This window comes from Limnohabitans sp. T6-20 (genome assembly GCF_003063505.1).
GTDB lineage: Bacteria > Pseudomonadota > Gammaproteobacteria > Burkholderiales > Burkholderiaceae_C > Limnohabitans_A.
In genome coordinates, this window is sequence record NZ_NERW01000001.1 from 745377 (window position 1) to 761989 (window position 16613).

Here is a 16613-nt window from a genome sequence, read left to right on the forward strand (position 1 = left end):
CATGGCACGTCAATCCACTTTCTCCTCCATGTTCACCCTCGCCTACGTCTTGCGCACGCTCGGCGCTTGGGGCGTTGCCCTGCTGCTGTTCTTTCCGCTGGGCTGGCTGCTGCTGACCGCGTTCAAGACCGAGCTGCAGGCCATCGCCATCCCGCCCGAGCTGTTCTTCACGCCCACGCTGGACAACTTCCACGAGGTGCAAGAGCGCAGCGACTATTTGCTCTATGCCAAAAACTCGGTCATCACCAGCGTGGTGTCCACCTTGCTGGGCCTGATGATCGCAGCGCCTGCGGCTTATTCGATGGCCTTCATCAAAGGCCAATACACCAAAGACATCCTGATGTGGATGCTGTCGACCAAGATGATGCCCGCCGTGGGCGCCTTGGTGCCCATCTATGTGCTGGCGCAAAAAAGCCAGTTGCTCGACACCCAGCTGGCGCTGATCATCGTGTTCACTTTGAGCAACCTGCCCATCATGGTCTGGATGCTGTATTCGCACTTCAAGGACATCCCGCACGAAATCCTCGAAGCCGCCCGCATGGACGGTGCCACGCTGTGGCAAGAAGCGCGCATGGTGCTGCTGCCGCTGGCCATGGGGGGGCTGGCCTCCACCGGCCTGCTGTGCCTGGTGCTCAGCTGGAACGAGGCTTTCTGGAGCCTGAACCTGACGGCTGCCAACGGCGGCACGCTGGCGACCTTGATCGCCAGCTACTCCAGCCCTGAAGGTCTGTTTTGGGCCAAGCTCTCGGCGGCCTCGCTCATGGCCATTGCGCCCATCGTCATCTTCGGCTGGTTCAGCCAAAAACAACTGGTGCAAGGCCTGACCTTTGGCGCCGTCAAGTAAACCTTTCATTGCGATCACACACCATGGCTTACCTGCAACTTCAAGGCATCGAAAAATTCTTCGGTGACCACCGCGCCATCAAAGGCATTGACCTGAACATCCAGCAAGGCGAGTTCGTCGTGTTTGTCGGGCCCTCGGGCTGCGGCAAATCGACCTTGCTGCGCCTGATTGCGGGCCTGGAGCACATCGACGGCGGCCAGCTCAACCTGGACGGGCGCGAGATCACGCACCAGCCGTCCAGCAAACGCGACCTGGCCATGGTGTTCCAGAGCTATGCGCTGTACCCGCACATGAGCGTGTTCGAGAACATGAGCTTCGCGCTCAAGCTGGCCAAGGAAGACCCGGCGGCCATCCAAGACAAGGTCGAGCGCGCCGCCAAAATCCTGAACCTCACGGCCTACCTGCAGCGCACCCCCAAAGACCTGTCGGGCGGGCAACGCCAGCGCGTGGCGATTGGCCGCGCCATCGTGCGGGCACCCAAGGTGTTTTTGTTTGACGAGCCGCTGTCCAACCTGGACGCTGCTTTGCGCGGCCAGACCCGGGTCGAGATCGCCAAGCTGCACCGCGACCTGGGCGCCACCACCATCTATGTGACGCACGACCAGGTCGAGGCTATGACCCTGGCCGACCGCGTGGTGGTGCTGCGCGACGGCCAGATTGAGCAGGTGGGCACGCCGCTGGAGCTGTACGACCGCCCGGCCAACCAGTTTGTGGCGCAGTTCATCGGCACACCGCAAATGAACGTGGTGCCGCTGGCGCAGCTGCCGGCCGTGGTGCAGCAGCAAGCGCCTGCCGGTGCGGCGGGCGGCTCCATGGGTTTGCGCCCTGAGAACGTGTTGCTGCGCTCCGGTGGGCAAGGGGCCATCACGGGCCAAGTCGATTTGGTTGAGGCGCTGGGCGCTGAAACCCTGGTCTACGTCAGCACACCCGAAGGTGCCACGCTGGTGGCCCGCCTGAGCGAGCGCACGGCGCTGGTGGCCGGCAGCCCGGTCACGCTTGACGTGGCCACCGAGCACGCGCATTGGTTTGACCCCAGCGGCCGCGTGGTGCGCTCCACCAACAGCGCCCACAGCGCCCACAACACCCGCAGCGCCACCTGAGCCTTCGACTTTTTCAAGACCCACACCATGAACAACTCACTTCCTTTGAGCGGCCAGGTCGCCGCCGTCACCGGCGCGGCATCGGGCATCGGTTTTGCCAGCACACAGGCCATGCTGGAGGCGGGCGCGACCGTCGTGCTGGTGGACCGAGACAGCCAAGCGCTCGACAAAGCCTGCGCCACACTGGGTGCCAAAGCCCTGCCCCTGGTGCTGGACCTGCTGGACCCGGTGCAATGCGCCGCCATGCCCGAGCGCATCCTGGCGCTGGCCGGGCGGCTTGATATCTTCCATGCCAACGCGGGCCTGTATGTGGGCGGTGATCTGGTGGACGCGCAAGACGAGGCCATCGACCGGATGCTCAACCTCAACGTCAACGTGGTGATGAAGAACGTGCGCGGCGTGCTGCCGCACATGATCGCGCGCGGCGCGGGCGACATCATCGTCACCAGCTCGCTGGCTGCGCATTTCCCCACGCCCTGGGAGCCGGTGTATGCGTCCAGCAAATGGGCGATTGACTGCTTTGTGCAGACCACGCGCCGCCAGGTGTTCAAGCACGGAATCCGCATGGGCGCGATTTCGCCCGGGCCGGTCATCACTGCGCTGCTGGCCGACTGGCCTGCCGAAAAACTGGCCGAGGCCAAGGCCAGTGGCAGCCTGCTCGAAGCGGCTGAGGTGGCGCAGGTCGTGCTGTTCATGCTCACGCGCCCACGCGGCATGACGATCCGCGACGTGGTCATGATGCCGACGAATTTCGACCTTTGAACCTGTTGGTTCGGCCCCATGACGTTTGATTTTTTGGCTGCTGGGTTGGCGATTTGGGACCGTGTGTGGGAGCTTGCCCTGCAAGCGAAAAGCCGGTGGTCCACCAGCGCCTTATCGCCAGCAGTGCTGGCTCCTACTCCAAAACCTTTTTTCCTTTTTTAACCATGAACACCATCTTGCACCTGGGCTTGGGCTCTTTTCACCGCGCACACCAGGCCGTCTATGTGCACCAGCTGCGCCAGTTGGGTGACCTGAGCTGGGGCATCACCGCTGGCAACCTGCGCCCCGACATGCCCGACACCATCGCGGCGCTGCAAGCGCAGGGCGGTGCCTACACGCTGGAGACCGTGACGCCCCAGGACGAAAAAACCTACACCCGCGTCACGTCCATTCAGCGCGTCATCCCCTACCAGGACGACCTGGCCCCGCTGGTGGCCGTAGGGTCCGATGCGGCCACGCGCATCATCAGCTTCACCGTCACCGAAGCGGGTTATTACCTGGACGCCAACAACCGGCTCGACTGGGCCAGCTTTGCGGATTTGCGTGCCGATCTGGACGCGGTCAGGGCGGGCCTTGCAGGCCACACCGTTTACGGCGCTTTGGTCACCCTTTTGCGCGCACGCATGCAGGCGGGCAGTGGCCCGGTCACGCTGATGAACTGCGACAACCTGCGCCACAACGGCGAGCGTTCGCGCAGCGGTTTGCTGCAGTTCATCGAAACGCTGGGCGACAGCGCCTTGCTGCAATGGGTGCAATTGCACACCACCAGCCCCAACGCCATGGTCGACCGCATCACGCCCCGGCCCACGCCCGATGTGGCCGAGCGCGTCAAGGCCGCGACCGGGCAAGACGACCCGGCAGCCCTCATGGCCGAGAGCTTCATCCAGTGGGTGATCGAAGACCGTTTCATCGCCGGTCGCCCCGCGTGGGAACAAGTTGGCGTGGAAATGGTCGATTCGGTGGATGCGTATGAAGAAGCCAAGATCCGCTTGCTCAACGCCACGCACAGCTGCATCGCCTGGGCGGGCACGCTGGTGGGCTATACCTACATCCACGAAGGCACGCACGATACGGTGATCCGTCGCATGGCCTACGACTACGTGACCGACGACGTGATCCCGGTGCTGGACACGCCCGAAAACCCCTGCCCGCTGAACCTGCCGCAATACCGCGATGTGGTGCTCGACCGCTTTGGCAACCCTGCCATTTTCGACACCAACCAGCGCGTGGCCATGGACGGCTTTTCCAAGGTGCCGGGCTTCATCGCCCCCACCATCCGCGAGCGGCTGGCGCGTGGTGAAAGCATCGCCAGTGTGGCCATGCTGCCCGCGCTCTTTTTGGCCTATTTGCAGCGCTGGCATGTCGGGCAGATTCCCTACACCTACCAGGATCAGGCCATGCAGCCCGAGGTGGCGCACGCGATGTGCGACGCCACCGACCCCATGGCGGCCTTTTGCGCCGACACCACCTTGTGGGGCGAACTGGCCGCAGACGCCCGTCTGGTGGACGCGGTTCGCCGTGCCCACGAGCGGGTGGGTCGCTTTGTCCGCGACCACACGGGCGCGCCTGCTGTGCCAAACTGACAGGCCATTCATCCTCTCTTGAGTCGCGCCATGACCGTCCGAACCCGCACCGTGCCCCGCCAGATCAAGCCCGAGCTGGAGCATGAACTGGTGCGCTCGCCCAACATGGGTTATGAGTCGTCCACCGATGTGGGCTTTGTGCGCTGCCTGGCGCACGGCTTTCCCACCCCGCTGGCGCGCTGGCATTACCACGACGAATACGAGCTGCACCTGATCACCGCCACCTCGGGCAAGGTGTTTGTGGGCGACTGGATCGGACCGTTTCAGCCTGGCCAGCTGGTGCTGACGGGCCCGCGCCTGCCGCACAACTGGGTGACCATGGATTTGCCCGAGGGCGGTGTGGCCGAACGCGATCTGGTGATCCAGTTCGCGCACGACCCGCTGGTGCAGGCCAGCCAGACGATCCCTGAGCTGGCCGAGCTGTTGCCGCTGCTGGAGCGGGCACGTCATGGCATCGAATTTTTTGGCATGTCAGAAGTGGCGCATGCACATTGGCGCAAAGTCAAAGCGGCCCATGGCCTGCGCCGGTTCACGGCGTTTTGTGATTTTTTGGCCGATCTGGCGGCCTGCAACGATTACCGCTTGCTGTCCAGCGCACCGCTGCAAAGCGACGACGACGACACCTCGCTGGACCGCATCAACGATGTGGTCAACCGCATCACCGAGCAGTTGGCCGAGCCCCATTCGGCTGCGGCCTGGGCGGCCGAGCTGGGCATGAGCGAAAGCCGCTTCAGCCGGTTTTTCCGCAAGGCCACGGGCAACACCTTCACCGACTTTGTGAACCGCGTGCGCATCAGCCGCGCCTGCCAGTTGTTGATGGACACCGACCAGCAGATCACCCACATCTGCTATGACGTTGGCTTCAACAGCGTGGCCAATTTCAACCGGCGCTTTTTGGAGATCAAGGGCATGAAGCCTTCGGATTTTCGGCGGCAGTCGCTCACGCGCTTCAGCGGGGCGCATTGATTTTTTCACGGAAAGCACGGCATGTTTCTCGGCCTCGACCTGGGCACCTCTGAACTCAAAGCCCTGCTGCTGAACGACCAGCACCAGGTGCTGGCCACCGCCCATGCGCCGCTCACGGTGCAGCGCCCGCAAGCCCTGTGGTCCGAGCAGGACCCGGCCAGCTGGTGGCAGGCTTTGCAGCAGGTCATGGACAGCTTGCAGCGCACGCACCCCGAGGCGCTGGCGCAGTTGCAAGGTGTGGGCCTGTCGGGGCAGATGCACGGCGCGGTCTTGATGGACGCGCAAGGCGATGTGCTGCGTCCGGCCATTTTGTGGAACGACGGGCGCAGCGGTGCGCAGTGCGAACAGCTCACGGCGCAGGTGCCTGATTTGTCCCGCATCACCGGCAATCTGGCCATGCCGGGGTTCACCGCGCCCAAGCTCTTGTGGGTGCGCGCGCATGAACCGGACTTGTTTGCCCGCACCCGCCGCGTGTTGCTGCCCAAAGACTGGTTGCGCTGGCAGCTCACGGGCGAAGCGGTGAGCGAGATGTCGGACGCTGCGGGCACGCTCTGGCTCGACACCGGCTTGCGCGATTGGTCGGACACCTTGCTGGCCGCTTGCGGGCTGGACCGCAGCCACATGCCGCGCTTGGTCGAGGGCAGCGCCGTGTCGGCTTTTTTGAAGCCCGAGTTGTGCCGCCGCTGGGGCCTGCCCGAGCGGGTGTCGGTGGCGGGTGGCGCGGGCGACAACGCAGCCAGCGCGGTGGGCATGGGCCTGGTGCGGCCCGGTCAGGGCTTTGTGTCGCTGGGCACCTCGGGTGTGGTGTTTGTCAGCGGTGCCCGCTTTGCGCCCAACCCGGCGCAGGGCCTGCATGCGTTTTGCCATGCGCTGCCGGGCCGCTGGCACCAGATGTCGGTCATGCTGAGTGCGGCCAGCGCGGTGACCTGGGCGGCCAAAAATCTGGCGTTTGCCGATGAGGCCAGTTTGCTGACGGCGGCATCGCAAGTACCTGAAGCACAGCGACCCACGGCCCCCTTGTTTTTGCCCTATCTGAGCGGCGAGCGCACGCCACACAATCAGCCCCTGGCCACGGCCTGCTGGTTTGGCCTCACGGCTGCGCACGGGCGTGAGGCCCTGGCCTATGCCGTGGCCGAAGGCGTGGCCTTTGGCCTGCGCGACGGCTTGCAGACCCTGGGCACGCCCGAACCCGCCTTGCAGAGTTTGTCGCTGGTGGGCGGCGGTGCACGCGATGTCTGGTGGGCCCAGTTGCTGGCCCATGTGCTGGGCTTGCCTTTGACCCTGCATGAAGGCGCAGAAACCGGCGCGGCTTTGGGCGCGGCGCGGCTGGCCTGGCTGGCGTGCGGTGGTGCGCCGGACCAGGTGTGCACCACCCCGCCCGTGAGCCGCCGCTTTGAGCCCGATGCCGCGCAGCATGCAGCGTTGGCTTTGCGCCATGCGCGGTTTCAGGCGCTGTACCGGGCGGTGTCGCCGCTTTTTTGAGCGGCAATAGTGCCAGCCCTGCTGGCGAGAGCAATGCCCAATCGCTTGCAGGCAAGCGCCTACAACCCCCAATAACCCTGCCTTCTGTAGGAGCCAGCCCTGCTGGCGATGGTTTGGGGAAAATCTGCAGGTGAGAGGCTTTAACCCTTACAAAGACCTTCACCCACGCTGATCACCCGCTGTGCTTGAAACGTGATTTGCTCGTTTTTGTGGGCGTAACCCAGCGGGTTGGCCACCACGCGGCAGTTGTTGTGGGTGTAGTCCACCGGGCAGTGCAGGTGGCCGTGCAGCCACAGTTGTGCCTGGGGCAGCAGCGCGTCAAGGGCGTTGCAAAACCCAGCGGTGCCGGGCACTTGCCCATAGCGCGGGTCGGCGCTGCGCAGGCTGGGGGCAAAGTGGGTGACGACCACGGTACTTCCGGTAAATGGGGTACTCAGGGTCTGCTGGAGCCAGTCCTGGCACAGCAGGGCTTGCTCGCGCAGGCCTTCGGCCAACCAGGCTTCGCCTCGGCGTGTGGTCTGGGTTTTGCGCAGGTAATAGTTGGCCGCCCGAAACGCCTTGTCACGCGCCTTGAGCTGGCGCGTGTATTGGCTGTTCGGGTGATGGAAGTGGGTGGGGAATTTGGCCGATGACGGGTCTGGCAAGGGCTGCCCTGCCAGCGGCCCCAGCGCATCGAAGTCGGTCCACAGCGTCGTGCCCACAAAGCGCACCTTGCCCAGCTGCAGCACTTCGCGCTCCAGCCAGGTGATGCCCAGCCGGGCGCAGGTCTCGTGCAGTCGGGCGTGGGCTGCGTCAAAGTCCATGCCGTCGTATTCGTGGTTGCCGGGCACAAACAGCACCGGGGTGGGCCAGCCGTGCAGCGGCGAAAAACGCTTCAGGCCAAAGTCGGCATCGCCTGCGGCGGTGAGTGCCGAATTGGTCTGGTACGAGCCGATGTCGCCTGCCAGCACCAGCAGGTCAGCACCCGGTGCGGGGCTGGGTACAAAGCCGGGGTTGGACTCCAGGTGCAGGTCTGAGAGCAATTGGATTTTCATGCTGTGCCCTCGTTGGCAAAGGCGGCTTGGGCCACTTGCAACAACTGGCCGCGCAGCCACTGGTGGGCGCTGTCATGTTGCACTCGCCGATGCCAAAGGGCTTCGACGTGGACCGGCGGTACAGCAAGGGGCAAGTCGCGCAGTACCAATTGGTCTGTCATGCCCGTGGTGGGTACAAAGTGGCGCGGCAGCACGGTGAGCAGGTCCGAGCTGACGACCACCTGCCCGGCGGTGAAAAACTGGTTCACGGTCAGCACGATGCGCCGTTGCCTGCCGATCGAGGCCAGTGCTTCGTCCACAAAGCCATAAGGACGCCCTGAAAAACTCACCAGCAGGTGCCGGGCGGCGCAGTAAGCGTCCAGCGTCAGGGGCTGGTCGGCCAGCGGGTGGCCTTGTCGCATCACGCAGACATATTCACCGGCGTACAGGCGCTGGTGCTCAAAGGCCACGGCTTCGCCCGCTTGGGCGCGACCGGTCAGGTCGGTCAGCACCGCCGGAAAGTAGCCCAGCGCCATGTCGGCCGCGCCGTCGCTTAGCAGCTGGCGGGGGTCGCGTGTGGTCAACGGCACCACCCGCAGCGACACGCCGGGGGCTTGGGTTTCGAGTTGCCGGGCCAGCCCGCCCATCAGTTCGGCGGCGGTGGCATCGGCCATGGCCAGCACGAAGGTGCTGGTCGCTTCGTGCGGCACGAATGGGCTGGGCACGATGGCCTCTTGCAACTGGCGCAGCGCTTCGCGCACGCTGGGCCACAGTGCCAGCGCGCGCGGGGTGGGCTCAATGCCGTGGCCGTGGCGTCGGACCAGTTCGTCGTCCAAGGCATCGCGCAAACGGCGCAAAGCATTGCTCACGGCGGGTTGGGTGAGCGACAGGTTGTGGGCGGCCCGGGTCAGGCTGCGCTCGGCCATGACTTCGTCAAAAACCCGAAGCAGGTTCAAGTCGAGGGTGCGAAAAGAGGCAGGGATGGAGGGATTCATTCAAACAGCCGATATGTATCACCATTGTGAATGATAAACATCATGAATATAAAGTTGAATAGCATCAGTGAAAACCCTATGATTGCGACATGGTTTTGATGATTTGGGTTGCCAAAGCATACAAAATCAATTCAAGGGAACACAAAATGAACACCGCTACCAAATCCATTCTGGGGCAGATGCCCTCCGACGCTGCTTCGGCAGCAGCCTCAGCCACGTCCACCAAAACGTTGGCCTCCCTCATGCTGGCCGCAGGTGTGGCTGCGCTGGTGGTTGTCACCGACCAAATGATCGACAGCTGGGCGGAGTCCCATGTGGTGGCCGCCTGGCTGGCCTTGTGGGCCGTGGCCGCTGTGGCCATTGGCGTGCTGCGCGGCGTGACCCGTGCATTGGCTCAAAACCTGATGGGCGGCCTGGACGCCTGGTCTGCCCACGTGGCGCGCCGCCGTGCCGACGAACGTCTTTGGGCCATGGCCCAAACCGACAGCCGCTTGATGGGCGAATTGCAAACCGCCATGGACCGCGCCGGTAACGACGCACAGCCAGCGAATGACATCACCACACTGATGACCCGCCGCACCGCTCGCATGCTGCAAAGCCGCATGTACTACATCTGATCCATCGCGTTGGTTGGGGCCTCGTGCCTTTGAACCACAAGGCCTCCTTCGGGAGGCCTTTTGCGTTTTGGCGCCAAGTTCAGGCTAGCGCACTTGGCTTTGTTGAACGTGAAGCCAGGTAAATGCCCGGCAAAATCAGCAGGGCGCCCATGACATGGTGCCAGCCCAAAGACTCACCCAAAATCAGCCAAGCCGTCAAACCGCCATAAAGCGGCCCCATGTAAAGGCTGGCCGCTACCCGACTGGCCCCCAACACCTTCTGGCAAAAGCCATAAGCCCAGTATGCGCCAATGCCGGGCAATAAGGCCGCACTCAGTACCAGCCAGGTGGCGTGCAGGCTCCAGTGCGGGGTGTTGGTTTGCAAGCATTCCCATGTTGCAAACGGCAAGAGCACCAGCACCCCGCCCATGCAAATAGCCGCCAGCCGAGCGGTGGCGCTCAAGGGGCTGGCCCATTTCTTTTGCAGCAAGGCATACCCGGCCCAGGACATCATGGCCAGCACAATCCAGCCGTCACCTGTCACCCATTGCACTTGGTTCAGCGAGGCCCATTGCCCCTTGACCACCACATGGAATACGCCCGACAAAGCGATGACCACCCCCAAAGCTTGGCGTGCGGAAAACCGCTCGCCCAGCCAAAGCACAGCACCCAGCGCGATCAGCACCGGTGAAGCGGCGTAGATCAGTGCAATGTTCATGGCGGTGGTGGTCTGCGCGCCCTGGTAGACCCAGGCACCACAAACCAGCATGCCCAATGCGCCCAGCACCAGGTATTGCCAAGCCGCTTTCATGAGGCCATGGCGCGCATGCCAAAGCTCTGTGCGTGCAATCCAGGTCAAGATGAAACCCGCCAAAGCCCAACGGCCCAGCGCCAACATGTGCGGCGAAATCACCCCGGGCGCGGTGCGCGCCACGATGTAATTGACAGACCACAGTGCCGGGGTGATCCAGAGCAGCCAAAGCGCCAAGCGTTCGCGGGATTCGGGGGTCTTCAAAATGGCAGTTGCACTGGATGCATCTCAAGAAAACCGATGTGTGCGCGTTAGTTGATCTCTAGATCAAGAGACTTGATGCCTTGACGCCCCTGAATGTCTTCAACGCTCAGCAGCAAGCGATGGTTGCCTTTGGGCAAGCTGGCCTCTTTGACGTTGATACCTTCGGCAGTGACTTTGGCCGCACTGATGAGGCGCTGGGTGATGTCGATGCGCAGACGGCCATACAAAACCTTGAAGCTCTCGGGGCGCACCGGGCTGGAGGTGGATGGCACGAACAACAGCTGGATGGCTGTTGGCGATGGGATGGGTGAATCGAGTCGTGGATGCACGAGCTCGATTTGTGGTGCACCCGGTACGGCGACAGCTTTTGTTATCAAAGGTTCTGCTGCAGTCAGGGAGGCTCGCATTTCTTGGGCTGAGACCAGTTCAAACGCGCAGATGTGGGGCACCCAAGCACACAGGCCCATGGCCAGCAGCGGCACTCTGAGCCAGGCGATGGTGCGCATCATGGGACCAAGCTGATCCGAACGCGCCTGTTTTCGCTGGCCATTGGTTTTTCAGGCACGAGCAGTTCACTCGCCCCTTTGCCTTCGGATTGCAAGCGGTCCGCATTCACGTTTTGACTGGTCAAATAAGCTTGAACTGCAGAGGCCCTGCGTGAGGACAGTTCTTGGTTGTACTCGGGCTTGCCTTTGGCATCGGTGTGCCCTTCGACCTTGAATTTCAGGTTCGACAGGCGCTCGCTGTTCATGGCTTGTGCTAGGTTGTCGAGCAAGGGTTTGCTATTGGCTTGCAGGCGGGCCGAGTCGAAATCAAAGTTGATGGACAGGTCCACGTTGACGGGTTTAGGCACCAGGTTGCGCAGGCTGCGAGTTGTGGGTGGTGCAGGCGGTGTGAGCTTTTCGATCAGGTCTTCTTTGGAGGCTTGTTGCACCAATTGTGCCGATGCAGACACAACGTACAAGATGAACGCCAATGCGAGTGTCAGCTGTTTCATAGAACTTCTTTCAAGGTCAGCAGTTTGGCGCCAAAGCGCTCGGAACCTTCACCGTCTTTGTTGTGAACGAGAAAATTGATCAAGGCTGCACGGCCACCGATTTCATTGAGCGCAAAGGTGAACGGGTTGGTGGCGCTGGGTTCGGTCATGGCCAAGCGGTCTATTTGTCGCGGACTGGAAGCCACCATCACCAACAGGTGGTCCGTGCCGGGAGGCCCAGCCGCTTCAAGTTGCCAGTCTGGTCGGGGCAGCTTGCGGGTTTGGCCTGCTTTGATGCGGTTGTCCTTGTCCAGTCCATTGGGGTAGAGCACATAGAAACTTTTGCGGTCACTGCCCAGCAAGACAAGATAGATGTACCCATCGTGACTGGATTTGATGCTCAGGTCTAAAGCATCTTTGCCAATCTTCAGGACAGGCTTGCTCAATTTCACATCCAGCACCATGCGTGGATCGCGTTGCTGCTCAATGTCGGTCAAGGTGGCCACCGATGCCAGCATGGGTTCGGGCACTGGGGCTGCAGGCGCGGGCGATGCCGTTGCCATGGCTTGTACAGGTGCCTCGGCAGGTGCTTGCGCTGGGCGCTGGGCCGCAGACGGTGGTTTGTTTGGTCGTTGTGTTGCCGATTCGGCAGGTGCAGCAACAGGCACCGCAACGGATGCAGTGCTAGTTGGGGCTGTAACAGGTGCCGTTGCAATGGCCGGCGGGGTCACCGGTGCGGCTGCTGCTGGTTGGGACGCAGCCGGTGGGCGTGATGGTGTCGGTGTGGTGGGCGCCACATGGGTTGATGCCGTGTTCTGGGTCATCGTCACGCTGGCCGGTGGTTTGGATGGCGCAGGTGTCGTTGCCATCGCGGGTGGTGCTACCGATGGGGTGCTTGGGGCCGTCGCCACCACTTGTACAGGACGCTGCTGTGCAACAGGGATCAAATTGCGATTGCCTGAAACCGAAACATGGTGTGGCGTCAGGTCTTTCACACCTTTGAGCCGTTGGTCAATGACGGCTTGGGCGCATTGTTGAATTTCTGCGAGCGATACAGCGCCAGAGCCATCCGTGTCAGCTGCCTTCCCCAATAAGCAGTCACGGATACCTTGTGTGGCCAGCCCACCCTTGCCAGGCTCGTCAAAACTCACTTCATCGGGGCGTGATGAGGTGATTTGGACCACGTTTTCCTGCAAGGCACCCAAACGCGTTGTTTCTCCCAACAGGCTGCGTGTTTTGAGGTTGGAGGGTTGGCTGCAAGCATCGGCGGCACCGCTGGCCTTGAAGGTGAATTTGGGTTTGAACTCGATCCCGCCAATAGATCGCGTCGCAGCCTTGTTCGATGCAACGCCGCCTGAGTGACAGGCATCGATCATGGTGATCACCTTGTCTGCGCCAGCGGTGACTTTTTGAGTGGCTTGTGCCAGCTCTGCGTTGGTGATGGCCTGGCCATCGTGCGTTAGAAGCCCCTCAACGCATCCATTGACCGATGGATCCCAATAGCGTGTGCCATGTCCGGAAAAGTAGATGAAACTGCGACCGCCCTCTCGGGTGCGTTCGCCCAGCTGCCGGATTTCCTTGAGGATATTTTCTTTGGTGGCGTCCTGGTCACGGACCAAGCGAATTTGGTTTGCAGGAATCCCCATGGCCATGGCAATCCGTTTGGCACTTTCGACGTCATGGGGCACGCCCTCCAGTGTCGCTGCGCCGGTGCTGGCACCATATTGGCTCAGTCCGATGACTAAGGCGGATCGCAAGGCTGGCGTTTGCGACTGTGCTGGCCAAGCCATGACGAGTGCAAGGGCCAAGAGGATCGAGGCATTTTTTTTCATGCGAAAACCATTCAGAAATGAAAGTGGCTCAATTGCCCGTGAAAGCCTTGAGTCCGGAATAAAGCGCTACGCTGGCAGAGACCAAAGGTGCGGTGGCTGTGATCAGGCTCTGCACTTGATTGGAAATTTCGGTGATTTTGAACTGCCCTTTTTCATCGCGTGCGAGCAAAATCCGCAGACTGATTTTGTTGCGTTGTTGCTGTTGCCAGCGGATGATCAGGCGATGGACCAAGTACCCCGTGAAAAATGCCAGTCCGATGGCTGCGGTGTATTCCAGGGTTTCGCGCCAATCCCTCGGGTTGTCCGGCCACAGGGGCACTGCATCGATTCGCGCCGTGATGGCCAGCATCAGGCCCACAGACAAAGCCGCAACCACTGTGGCTGTCATCAGGTGGACGAGCCATCCCAAGCCACTGCGGCGTGCACAAAGATACCCTGTCAATGCAGGCAGGGTAATCGTTAGCATCCTCAAAAACAAAGGCGCTGCGTCATAGACAAAAAGCAACATCCAGTGGCACAGACCGATGCTGCTGACGGTCAACAGGACCGTGCTGCAGAGCATCAGCCATGATTGATCCGGTGTGGCCATGGGTGCCAATGAAGACTGTTTTTGCAGTGTATCGTGCGTTTGCGCATAACTTTGCGCCACGGTTTGAATGTCCTGCGACTGCAGTTGCGCCAATGCCTGTGCTTGCTGCTGCGTCAACACTTTCAGTTGTTCGATTTCATCTGCCAGCGTTTGCACCCTGAGGGCCAGGGGCTTGAACAGCACCAAATCCCGGGTGCAGTGGCTGCACACCGATGCTTGGACAGGAACATCGCTCCAGCAATAGGGGCAGTTGAAGCTGGCGTGGCTCACTTGGCGCTCAAATGGATGATGGTGTTGCCTTCACGGCCTTCGCTGTCGCGCACGGAAACGCGTATCGGGTGAGTTCCGGCTGGCACGCTTGCCTGGGGCAATTCAAGCTGGTTCCCGTTCAAGCCTGTTTTGAATCGAGCCGTCAGGTCGACGATGGGTTGCTTTAAGTATTCAAATTTGATGCTGGAGGGGTCTATTTTGGCGCCACCACGGGGTTCAAACAGCATTTTGAACGCGAAAGATTTGGCAGGCACTTCCGCTGGAGACAGCAAGCTGATGCCTGGGCCGCGCGTGATGGCACGCGTGGCGGGCACTTGCAGATTGGGAGCCTGCGCCTCGGCTTCGGTGATCAATTTGGTTTGGGCGATAGCACCCCAGGGCAAAAGTGTCAGTGCCAAGGCCATGATCGGGGTCGAAAAAAAGGAGCGCATGTTGGGTGTTTCCCGCAATGGTGTGGTGTATACCGGATTATCAGTGTAACAATTGGAACAATTCTCAGTTTGACAGGGCCATGCCTACCGTTGCAGGCCGATGCACTCAGAGAGATTCCAGGAATATCCATCATGTCATTGACTGCATTCGCTCATCAAACCATTCACTTATTTTTGAGGTGGACGGGCACGATGCTGCGGCCCTTTTTTGCTACGGCTGTTTTGTTGATCACATGCCTTGTTGTGCCTGCCATGGCCCAGCCTGTCAAAGGTTCTTTGTACAAAGACTTTTTGCCCATGGGGTCAGGTGCGAGTGTGGCCTTGCCTGAGGGCTCGTGGGAAGCGACCCAAATCACCGCATTGAGTTTTCCAGGTGAGAGTTGGGATGCATACACCTTGAAAAACCGACTGCCTGGTGCAAAGGTGCCTTATTTGGTGGTTCGGCAAACTTCCACCGTTGGGCGGTGGGGCAATACGGGGTGCGTGTCTAAGAATCTTCACCAGTTCATGGTCAATGAGCACGGCACACGCATCAGCGAAACATTGAACAAATGCTCTCGTGTGTTTGCGCTTCCCGATTTTGAAAGTTGGAAAGCTTTGAGCTGGGCCTTAAATCAGCGTGACTTTCAATGGTGGTCAGATGTTTTGAATGGCATGAGCGAACCGGAAGGCGCAGACAGGAAGGGCGTTTTTCAAATGGAATTAACCGTCCAGCAATTCAATGGGAAAAAACTGCGAATTGATGCGTTTGTGTTGCCCCCAGTTGGCATGACAGTTAACAAATTCAGGAGTGATTTCAAATCTGGTCAGGAGTTGACCGAGCACCAGATCCTGTCGGGTTGGACGTCTATTTATATCGAGTCCATGCAGCAGAGTTACTTCAACAAGAAACCTCAGCCGATCATGGCGCTGGCTTACCCGGTCAATACAGGTGGGCAGACGCCAGGGGTATCTGCGGTAACCCAAATTGCAGCGGCCACGCCTGCTACCGAGAACGCAAACGTCGGCGCTATTGAAAAAGCGCGTGAACAGCGGACCCAGGAGCTTTTGCGTGAAGCGGAGACGTCAGGCAGCAATCGACCTGCAGCCAAGCCTCCCGTGCCGCCGACTGCGCCAGTTCTTGCTGCTGTCGATCCGGTCAGGCCCGCACCCGCACCTGCGTCAGCGGTGAAGCCTGCATCTGCAATGCCAGCTCCGGCTTCTGCCCCCGTCGTTGCAGACAATTCTGCGCAGCTGCGTCTTGAGCAAGAGCGCAGGGCCATGGAGGAAGACAAACGCAAAATGGCCCAGCAACTGGAGGCCATGACCCAGATGCTGGCCAAACTTCAGAAAGAAAATGCCGCTGCCGTTGCGGCCGCCAAGGTGAAAGAACAGGCCGCAGCAGCGCCCGCGCCTGAGCCTGTCGCTTTCAAAGAGCCCGTCACCTATGCCAACCGCAAGGCCTTGGTGATCGGTAACGATCTGTATACCCATGTGCCCAAGCTCAACAATGCGGGTGCCGACGCAGAAGCCATGGCCAAGTCACTGGAGGCTGTGGGTTACAAGGTCTTCAAACATCTGAATTTGAACGAGAAAAAATTCAAGCAAGCCGTGCGCGATTTCAAGCAAAACTTGACCGGTGGTGACGAAGTGTTGTTCTTTTATGCTGGCCATGGTGTGCAATTGGGCAATGCCAATTACTTGTTGCCGACCGATGTGCAAGGCGATCAAGAAGACCAGGTCAAAGACGACGCTATCTTGCTGCAAAAAGTACTGGATGACATGGAAGACAAAAAGACCAAGTTTGCGCTTGCCGTGATCGATGCTTGCCGTGACAACCCCTTCAAAAGCAAAGGCCGAGCCATCGGTGGCCGCGGACTTGCACCCACAACGGCAGCCACAGGCCAGATGATCATGTTCTCGGCAGGCGCGGGTCAGCAAGCCTTGGACAGGTTGGGTGACAACGACAAAGAAAAGAATGGTTTGTTCACCCGGATTTTTGTGAAAGAAATGACCAAGCCGGGCGTCTCTGTTGACCGGGTGCTGCGCAACGTGCGCAATGAAGTGGTTCGTCTCGCTCGATCGGTGGGGCATGAGCAAACGCCGTCCCTTTATGACCAAGCGATTGGTGAGTTCTACTTCAAACAGTAAGCCTCACCAGCTGGAGACGCGCAATAAAA

At 60.7% G+C, this 16613-nt stretch carries 16 protein-coding genes; 8 read left to right on the forward strand and 8 right to left on the reverse strand.

All coding sequences use genetic code 11. The features are described 5' to 3' along the window. The first annotated feature begins 1 nt into the window (after nucleotide 1). From B9Z33_RS03525 to xylB, 6 genes are all read left to right on the forward strand, one after another. The gene (locus tag B9Z33_RS03525) at nucleotides 2–844 is read left to right on the forward strand and encodes a carbohydrate ABC transporter permease (protein ID WP_199220274.1); all 843 of its coding nucleotides are present in this window, start codon (nucleotides 2–4) and stop codon (nucleotides 842–844) included. 23 nt (nucleotides 845–867) lie between these two features. Beyond that, nucleotides 868–1944 (forward strand): ABC transporter ATP-binding protein, encoded by a 1077-nt coding sequence (locus B9Z33_RS03530; RefSeq protein ID WP_108285598.1) that lies wholly within the window; start codon nucleotides 868–870, stop codon nucleotides 1942–1944. Nucleotides 1945–1971: 27 nt separating this feature from the next. After that, the gene (locus B9Z33_RS03535) at nucleotides 1972–2706 is read left to right on the forward strand and encodes an SDR family oxidoreductase (RefSeq protein WP_108285599.1); all 735 of its coding nucleotides are present in this window, start codon (nucleotides 1972–1974) and stop codon (nucleotides 2704–2706) included. Nucleotides 2707–2870: 164 nt separating this feature from the next. Then, a complete protein-coding gene (gene dalD, locus B9Z33_RS03540) occupies nucleotides 2871–4289 on the forward strand; it encodes a D-arabinitol 4-dehydrogenase (protein ID WP_108285600.1) in 1419 nt (472 codons plus the stop codon). A gap of 30 nt (nucleotides 4290–4319) precedes the next feature. After that, nucleotides 4320–5255, forward strand: coding sequence for an AraC family transcriptional regulator (locus B9Z33_RS03545; RefSeq protein ID WP_108285601.1), 936 nt, complete (start codon nucleotides 4320–4322; stop codon nucleotides 5253–5255). A 21-nt stretch (nucleotides 5256–5276) separates the two neighbouring features. Further along, a complete protein-coding gene (xylB, locus tag B9Z33_RS03550) occupies nucleotides 5277–6737 on the forward strand; it encodes a xylulokinase (protein ID WP_108285602.1) in 1461 nt (486 codons plus the stop codon). Nucleotides 6738–6877: 140 nt separating this feature from the next. Here the strand turns inward: xylB and B9Z33_RS03555 are convergent, their stop codons facing one another. Beyond that, nucleotides 6878–7771 carry a metallophosphoesterase gene (locus B9Z33_RS03555; protein ID WP_108285603.1) on the reverse strand — a complete coding sequence of 298 codons (894 nt, stop codon included), beginning with the start codon at nucleotides 7769–7771 and terminating at the stop codon, nucleotides 6878–6880. Beyond that, on the reverse strand, nucleotides 7768–8745 hold the full coding sequence (locus B9Z33_RS03560; protein ID WP_199220275.1) for a LysR family transcriptional regulator: 978 nt from the start codon (nucleotides 8743–8745) through the stop codon (nucleotides 7768–7770). Before B9Z33_RS03560 ends, B9Z33_RS03555 begins: the two co-directional genes overlap by 4 nt. Nucleotides 8746–8891: 146 nt before the next feature. Here B9Z33_RS03560 and B9Z33_RS03565 point away from each other — a divergent pair, with 146 nt between their 5' ends. Then, the gene (locus tag B9Z33_RS03565; protein ID WP_146183817.1) at nucleotides 8892–9362 is read left to right on the forward strand and encodes a hypothetical protein; all 471 of its coding nucleotides are present in this window, start codon (nucleotides 8892–8894) and stop codon (nucleotides 9360–9362) included. A 79-nt stretch (nucleotides 9363–9441) separates the two neighbouring features. Here the strand turns inward: B9Z33_RS03565 and B9Z33_RS03570 are convergent, their stop codons facing one another. The 6 genes from B9Z33_RS03570 to B9Z33_RS03595 are packed head-to-tail and all read right to left on the reverse strand — an operon-like array spanning nucleotide 9442 to nucleotide 14427. After that, on the reverse strand, nucleotides 9442–10356 hold the full coding sequence (locus tag B9Z33_RS03570; RefSeq protein ID WP_233252718.1) for a DMT family transporter: 915 nt from the start codon (nucleotides 10354–10356) through the stop codon (nucleotides 9442–9444). 47 nt (nucleotides 10357–10403) lie between these two features. Continuing rightward, entirely contained in the window at nucleotides 10404–10865 is a 462-nt protein-coding gene (locus tag B9Z33_RS03575) for a hypothetical protein (RefSeq protein ID WP_108285606.1), read from the reverse strand. Then, nucleotides 10862–11353, reverse strand: a complete 492-nt coding sequence (locus tag B9Z33_RS03580) for an OmpA family protein (RefSeq protein ID WP_199220276.1) — start codon at nucleotides 11351–11353, stop codon at nucleotides 10862–10864. Before B9Z33_RS03580 ends, B9Z33_RS03575 begins: the two co-directional genes overlap by 4 nt. Next, nucleotides 11350–13164 carry a caspase family protein gene (locus B9Z33_RS03585; RefSeq protein ID WP_108285607.1) on the reverse strand — a complete coding sequence of 605 codons (1815 nt, stop codon included), beginning with the start codon at nucleotides 13162–13164 and terminating at the stop codon, nucleotides 11350–11352. The genes B9Z33_RS03580 and B9Z33_RS03585 overlap by 4 nt, the downstream gene beginning before the upstream one ends. A gap of 28 nt (nucleotides 13165–13192) precedes the next feature. Next, nucleotides 13193–14023 carry a hypothetical protein gene (locus tag B9Z33_RS03590; protein ID WP_108285608.1) on the reverse strand — a complete coding sequence of 277 codons (831 nt, stop codon included), beginning with the start codon at nucleotides 14021–14023 and terminating at the stop codon, nucleotides 13193–13195. After that, nucleotides 14020–14427, reverse strand: a complete 408-nt coding sequence (locus B9Z33_RS03595) for a hypothetical protein (RefSeq protein WP_146183818.1) — start codon at nucleotides 14425–14427, stop codon at nucleotides 14020–14022. The genes B9Z33_RS03590 and B9Z33_RS03595 overlap by 4 nt, the downstream gene beginning before the upstream one ends. Here B9Z33_RS03595 and B9Z33_RS03600 point away from each other — a divergent pair. Continuing rightward, nucleotides 14383–16584 (forward strand): caspase family protein, encoded by a 2202-nt coding sequence (locus tag B9Z33_RS03600; protein WP_146183819.1) that lies wholly within the window; start codon nucleotides 14383–14385, stop codon nucleotides 16582–16584. The two genes, B9Z33_RS03595 and B9Z33_RS03600, sit on opposite strands and share 45 nt — an antisense overlap. The last annotated feature ends 29 nt before the right edge of the window (nucleotides 16585–16613 follow it).

Excerpts from the sequence above, each read along its gene's own strand:
- B9Z33_RS03525 (WP_199220274.1), top strand. The coding sequence starts at position 2 with ATGGCACGTCAATCCACTTTCTCCTCCATGTTCACCCTCGCCTACGTC.
- B9Z33_RS03530 (WP_108285598.1), top strand. The coding sequence starts at position 868 with ATGGCTTACCTGCAACTTCAAGGCATCGAAAAATTCTTCGGTGACCAC.
- B9Z33_RS03535 (WP_108285599.1), top strand. The coding sequence starts at position 1,972 with ATGAACAACTCACTTCCTTTGAGCGGCCAGGTCGCCGCCGTCACCGGC.
- dalD (WP_108285600.1), top strand. The coding sequence starts at position 2,871 with ATGAACACCATCTTGCACCTGGGCTTGGGCTCTTTTCACCGCGCACAC.
- B9Z33_RS03545 (WP_108285601.1), top strand. The coding sequence starts at position 4,320 with ATGACCGTCCGAACCCGCACCGTGCCCCGCCAGATCAAGCCCGAGCTG.
- xylB (WP_108285602.1), top strand. The coding sequence starts at position 5,277 with ATGTTTCTCGGCCTCGACCTGGGCACCTCTGAACTCAAAGCCCTGCTG.
- B9Z33_RS03555 (WP_108285603.1), bottom strand. The coding sequence starts at position 7,771 with ATGAAAATCCAATTGCTCTCAGACCTGCACCTGGAGTCCAACCCCGGC.
- B9Z33_RS03560 (WP_199220275.1), bottom strand. The coding sequence starts at position 8,745 with ATGAATCCCTCCATCCCTGCCTCTTTTCGCACCCTCGACTTGAACCTG.
- B9Z33_RS03565 (WP_146183817.1), top strand. The coding sequence starts at position 8,892 with ATGAACACCGCTACCAAATCCATTCTGGGGCAGATGCCCTCCGACGCT.
- B9Z33_RS03575 (WP_108285606.1), bottom strand. The coding sequence starts at position 10,865 with ATGATGCGCACCATCGCCTGGCTCAGAGTGCCGCTGCTGGCCATGGGC.
- B9Z33_RS03580 (WP_199220276.1), bottom strand. The coding sequence starts at position 11,353 with ATGAAACAGCTGACACTCGCATTGGCGTTCATCTTGTACGTTGTGTCT.
- B9Z33_RS03585 (WP_108285607.1), bottom strand. The coding sequence starts at position 13,164 with ATGAAAAAAAATGCCTCGATCCTCTTGGCCCTTGCACTCGTCATGGCT.
- B9Z33_RS03595 (WP_146183818.1), bottom strand. The coding sequence starts at position 14,427 with ATGGCCTTGGCACTGACACTTTTGCCCTGGGGTGCTATCGCCCAAACC.